Below are 6,066 nucleotides of genomic sequence, written 5' to 3'. Positions count from 1 at the left end.
AGCTTCCCGGACGGATGGAGGAACTGTCACTGCTGGGAGGGCAATTTGAACAGTCGGCAGAACGGTTTCTTCATTTACCGGCGGGAAGACTGGGACAGCTCTTTCGCGGGACAGGCTTGCAGGGCGGCGGACAGGTCAAGGAAATCCTGCTGCCGCAGCTCCTTCAAAAATCGGTTCCGGCTGCGGCGAGGATCGTGCGCGCGGTTGTTGTGGTTGTTTTATTTTTCATTGCCTCGATTTTGAGCTTACAGGAAATGGATGAGCTGCGCCGGAGGCGGTTTGACTCGATGTTTCACCGCGAATTTTTTCTGCTCGGCAGGCGGCTTGCGGTGACGGGAAGCGCGTGGCTGAAAACACAGTCAGTTATTTTCCTGATGACATCTTCGCTCTCGATGCTAGGACTGCTGCTGATTGGAAATCCATATTATATTCTGGGCGGAATCGGAATCGGTGTTCTGGATGCCCTGCCGATCTTCGGCACGGGGACGGCGCTGGTGCCGTGGAGTATCCTTCTATTATTTAAGCGGGAGTGGGGACACGCACTGATTCTCTTCGGACTGTATCTGCTTTGCTATTTCCTGCGAGAGTTCACGGAGGCGCATCTGATGGGAAAGAAAATGGGACTGTCGCCGCTGGAGACGCTGGCGGCCATCTATGTGGGCTTACAGCTGTTTGGTCTGTTCGGTTTTTTGCTGGGGCCGATTGGGCTGTTGATTATTAAGGATTTTGTGGAGGAATATGGGGATGAGGACGAAGGGACGGTTGTTTATAGGTAGGTATTTTTAGAGGGGGGAAGAGGAAAAAAGTGGAGTATTGGTGGATGGACAACCTGAAATTGTTTTTAAATGTGGGAATTTAAGGAGATGAAAGGATTTTTTAGAATTGTCGGGAGACAAGAGGATCGTATATAATAATAGATACGGAATTAAAAATGCAAAAAAAGTTCCAGAAAAACAGCAGAGAAAGAGTTGCTGGAGGGTAGTTGGATGTTAAGCTGAAATAAGTTTGTATATCATTTAATATGGAGGAACAAACGTGAATTTATATACAAAAGAGTCAGGAACCGGACAGCCGATGGTGCTGCTTCATGGAAATGGAGAGGACAGCTCCTATTTTGTAAACCAGATGTCCTTTTTCGAGTCAAAATACCATGTGATTGCAGTGGACACACGCGGACATGGCAGATCGCCGCGCGGCCAGGGGGCATTTACACTGGAACGTTTTGCCGAAGATCTGAAAGAATTTCTCGACCGCCGGGGACTCAGGCGCATCATTTTGCTGGGATTCAGTGATGGCGGCAACATTGCGCTGATTTTTGCCTTGAAATATCCGGGATATGTGGATCGGCTGATTTTAAATGGAGCGAATCTGAATCCGTTTGGCATGAGGCTGTCCGTGCTGGCGGATGTGGCGCAGGAGTACCTGGGCGTTGAGGGGAAACTCTGGCTGCAGAAGAGCGGCATCGGGCAGGTAAGAGAAAAAATGCAGATGGCAGCAGGGAAAATGCGGACAGAAAAGCAGTTTTCAAAAGAAAACGAAAAAAAGAATGGACAGGAAGGACGGAATAAACAACAGAGAAGAAGCTGTCAGAAAGAAAAAATTCATGGAAAAAGGGAAAACGATTGGGATGCCAATATACACAAAAAAGAGCTTCTATCTTTAATGCTGTATGAACCCTGGATCCGCCCTGAACTTCTCCGCCGTCTGAAAATGCCCGTCCTTGTGATAGCGGGCAGTGATGACATGATCCGCGAACGCCACACACGCCGGATTGCGCGTTCGTTGCCAAATGCGAGACTTCGGATTTTAGAGGGAACTCATTTTATTGCGGCAGAAAAGCCCGACGCATTTAACCAGTGTGTCGAGGCATTCTTAGAAGGGACTCAGGGCGGCGAGCTGGCGCAGATGAGTCGCATCTGGGGCAGCCGGAGAGCTGGGCGGCTGGAGAAAGAGAAAATCCGCCGGGCGGCGGTGCTGGTGCCGCTGATTCAGAAAGGCGGGGAGTACCACGTGGTGTTTGAGGTGCGCGCGGGCAGCTTAAAAACGCAGCCGGGCGAGATCTGTTTTCCGGGTGGTGCCGTTGAGCGGGGGGAGACGCCGAAGCAGGCGGCGGTCCGTGAGACGATGGAGGAACTCTTGATAAACCGCTGCCAGATCCGCGTCATCGCGCCGCTAGATGTGCTGGAAGCGCCTGGAGCGATGGAGATTTCTCCATTTTTAGGGGCGCTACAGGGCTACCGCTGGTCATATTCCGAGGCGGAGGTCGATCACACCTTTTCCGTTCCGCTCCGCTGGTTCGCGGAACATGAACCAGAGCGCTACGAGACGGAGCTTGTGACTGTGCCGGAAGAGACATTCCCATTTGAAGATGTACCAGGCGGTCGCGATTATCACTGGCGGCGCGGGCATTACGACGTTTACTTTTACCGGCGTGAGGAAGGAATCATCTGGGGGATGACGGCGAAGATCCTGCGGTCGCTGGCGGAGATGTATCGGGAGGATATTTTGTCAAAATAGGGAAGATGCGATTTGGGGTATATACGTTGATTTTTTACTCGGATGCAACCGAGTCAGTGACGACCGAGTAAAAAGAAAGAGTATTGGGAAAGTCGATTCAGGTGTGCATGATGGGTGATTTGTGTTCTGGTTCGCAAGCAATATAAGGGCACGTTCCAGCCTTGACAAACCCGCCCGATTGGCGTAAAATCATAATACTGTCAGGATTTGCACGGCTAATTCCGTGGATGGATGCCGTAAAAGAAATCCGGCGTTTGATTTTAGAACATCAAACAATAAGAAGCAAAACAGGCGAAGAGAGGAAATAGTAAACTTTGACACACGTTCAGAGAGAAAGCTGTATGGTGCGAGGCTTTTGTGTCCCTGAAAGTTGAACCGGCCCTGGAGCTGTGCATGAAAATGCAACGTATTTCCGGCGTTAACGGAAGTTAAGTGAGCCAGAATCGGAACGAAATTCTGGTTAAGCAGGGTGGTACCGCCGAAGTTAAGCCATTCGGTCCCTTTGATCGCAGCGATCAGCAGGGATCGGATGGCTTTTTTATTTCTACGAAATAAAAAACAACAATGTACACTCGGCGCAGGGAAATATGGCTGTGATGGCAGCCGTGCCTCGGCGCCAAAATCCGGCAAGCCGGATTTCAATAAAATGTTTTTAACAAGGAGAAATGACATGGCAAAGGAAAAGAAAATGGTAGAAGCCATCACATCGATGGATGAAGATTTCGCCCAGTGGTATACGGACATCGTAAAGAAAGCAGAGCTTTCTGATTACTCCAGTGTAAAGGGCTGCATGATTATCAAACCGGCCGGATATGCGATCTGGGAGAATATCCGCAATGAACTGGACAAGCGCTTTAAGGCAACCGGCGTAGAGAACGTATATCTGCCTATGTTTATTCCGGAAAGTCTTCTGGAAAAAGAGAAAGATCACGTAGAAGGTTTCGCACCGGAAGTAGCGTGGGTGACACAGGGCGGTTTAGAGCCGTTACAGGAGAGAATGTGTGTACGTCCGACTTCCGAGACTCTGTTCTGCGATTTTTATGCACATGACGTACATTCTTACCGCGATCTGCCGAGAAACTACAACCAGTGGGCTTCGGTTGTGCGTTGGGAAAAGACCACCCGTCCGTTCCTGCGTTCCAGAGAGTTCTTATGGCAGGAAGGTCATACCGCTCATGCAACCGCTGAGGAAGCACAGGAGCGTACCGAGATGATGTTAAATGTATACGCGGATCTGTGCGAGGACTTCCTGGCAATTCCGGTTATCCGCGGACGCAAGACCGACAAGGAGAAATTTGCCGGTGCAGAGGCAACCTACACGATCGAGTCCCTGATGCACGATGGCAAGGCACTGCAGTCCGGCACCAGCCACAACTTCGGCGATGGATTTGCAAAGGCATTTAACATCCAGTATCTGGATAAGGATAATAAATTAAAATACGTTCATCAGACTTCCTGGGGTATGACAACCCGTATGGTAGGCGCGATCATCATGGTTCATGGTGACAATAATGGTCTGGTTCTGCCGCCGAAGGTAGCTCCGACCCAGGTTATGATCGTTCCGATTCAGCAGGCAAAAGAGGGTGTTCTGGACAAGGCATTTGAGGTAAAAGAGGTTCTGTCCAACTTCCGTGTCAAAGTGGATGATTCCGACAAATCTCCGGGATGGAAGTTCAGCGAGTCCGAGATGCGCGGTATTCCGGTACGTGTCGAGATCGGACCGAGAGATATTGCTGAAAATCAGGCAGTTCTGGTTCGCCGTGATACGCATGAGAAGATTACGGTATCTCTGGATGAGATCGCAGCAAAGGTTGGCGAGCTTCTGGAGACGATTCACCACGATATGTTTGAGCGTGCAAAAGCGCACAGAGATTCCCATACTTATGTAGCGACAACACTGGATGAGATGAAGGAGATCGCAGAAAATAAGCCAGGCTTCATCAAGGCAATGTGGTGTGGCAATCAGGAGTGCGAGGATAAACTGAAAGAAGTAGTCGGCGTAACCTCCCGCTGCATCCCGTTCAATCAGGAACATCTGGCTGACACCTGCGTATGCTGCGGCAAGCCGGCAACGAAGATGGTTTACTGGGGTAAGGCATATTAATATGATTCCAAAACGGATAGAAATGCCGGTCCAGGTCGAGGAAATCCTGGGAAAGCTGCGAGAACATGGTTACGAGGCATTTGCAGTCGGCGGCTGTGTCCGCGATGCGATCCTGGGGCGGATTCCCGGTGACTGGGATATCACGACTTCGGCGCACCCGGAGGAGGTGAAGCAGGTGTTCGGTCACACGATCGACACCGGGCTTCAGCACGGTACGGTCACGGTCATGCGTGATCATATCGGATATGAAATAACCACCTACCGGATTGACGGTGAATATGAGGATGGACGCCACCCGAAGGAAGTCGTATTTACTGCCGAACTGCGTGAGGACTTGAGACGGCGTGATTTCACGATCAATGCGATGGCATACAGCCACGAAACGGGAATTGTCGATATTTTCGGCGGGGCGGAGGATCTGGCAGCGCGCCGGATCCGCTGCGTCGGGGATGCGGGAGAACGGTTTACGGAAGATGCGCTCCGGATCCTGCGTGCCGTCCGCTTTTCGGCCCAGCTGGGATTTTCGATAGAGAAAAAGACCTGGCAGGCGCTCTGTGAGCTGGCGCCATCCCTTGTCCATGTGAGCAAGGAACGGGTGCAGGTGGAGTTGACAAAAACACTCCTGTCCGACCGCCCGGAATTTATCTGGAAAACGGAGGCGGCAGGACTGGCACCGTACATTTCAAAAACATTTCCGGAGGTATTTGCGGCGTGGAAAAAGCAGAAAAGCTGTGCAAAGCAGAGTTTGGAAGAGAAAGTATGTTCGAAGGATGTGCCAGCTGCTGACAAGGATGCGATCAAAACGGAAACGGTAGCGCAGCAGGGGCACATGTTCGTGAAACATGAATGTGAGACAGACATGGCGGGGGAAATTTCTGCTGCTGCGGCACATCTGCCAGCAGAAAAAGCCTTGCGCTGGTCGTATTTTCTTGCCCCGTCGGGCGAGGAAACTTGTGTCCGGGTTCTGAGAGAACTCAAGATGGACAACGACACGATCGATAAGGCGAAGATTCTGAGTCGTTTTGCATTCATGCAGATGGAACCGGAGGAAAGCGCTGTCCGCCATGCGATGAGTGCGATGGAAGATACGGTCTTTGACTGGCTGCTTCTCCTTCAGGAGGTTCTGATGCCGGAGCGCATGGATGCGGTGGAAATGGTTCGCTCACTTGCAAGGCAGATCCGGGAGCGCGGTGACTGTATCCGTCTTAAAACTCTGGCGGTAACCGGAAAAGATCTGATTCAGGCAGGCATCCAGCCGGGACCGGCGCTTGGAAAAACGCTGCATCTTCTCTTTGAAAAGGTGCTGGAGAATCCGGCTTGGAACGAGAAAGAGCGGCTTCTGGCTGAGGTGGAAGTGTTGAAACAATCACAGAATGCGGAAACCAGTAAAGCATAAGAAGATTAATAAATAAAAAGGGAAAAGAGGCAAAATCGTTTGGAACCGG

At 51.0% G+C, this 6,066-nt stretch carries 4 protein-coding genes and 1 other annotated feature; all 4 genes read left to right on the top strand.

Features of this window, described 5'->3' with window-relative positions:
• Positions 1–14 precede the first annotated feature (14 nt).
• The 4 genes from QVO97_RS04040 to QVO97_RS04025 all read left to right on the top strand — a co-directional run bounded on the left by QVO97_RS04040 (position 15) and on the right by QVO97_RS04025 (position 6,017).
• Positions 15–776: an AI-2E family transporter gene (locus tag QVO97_RS04040; protein ID WP_022359113.1), complete on the top strand. Its 762-nt coding sequence runs from the start codon at positions 15–17 to the stop codon at positions 774–776.
• Between the two features lie 259 nt (positions 777–1,035).
• A complete protein-coding gene (locus QVO97_RS04035; protein WP_022359112.1) occupies positions 1,036–2,517 on the top strand; it encodes an alpha/beta fold hydrolase in 1,482 nt (493 codons plus the stop codon).
• Positions 2,518–2,802: 285 nt separating this feature from the next.
• Positions 2,803–3,022 (top strand) — a binding site (T-box leader).
• 165 nt (positions 3,023–3,187) lie between these two features.
• Positions 3,188–4,621 (top strand): proline--tRNA ligase, encoded by a 1,434-nt coding sequence (proS, locus tag QVO97_RS04030; protein WP_022359111.1) that lies wholly within the window; start codon positions 3,188–3,190, stop codon positions 4,619–4,621.
• Between the two features lies 1 nt (position 4,622).
• Positions 4,623–6,017, top strand: a complete 1,395-nt coding sequence (locus QVO97_RS04025; protein WP_288188860.1) for a CCA tRNA nucleotidyltransferase — start codon at positions 4,623–4,625, stop codon at positions 6,015–6,017.
• The last annotated feature ends 49 nt before the right edge of the window (positions 6,018–6,066 follow it).

The sequence above is a fragment of the Clostridium sp. CAG:43 genome, assembly GCF_000434655.1.
Taxonomy (GTDB): Bacteria; Bacillota; Clostridia; order Lachnospirales; family Lachnospiraceae; genus Otoolea; species Otoolea fessa.
The sequence above is the reverse complement of the archived record's forward strand: the minus strand, read 5'-3'. Positions and strand labels throughout refer to the sequence as shown.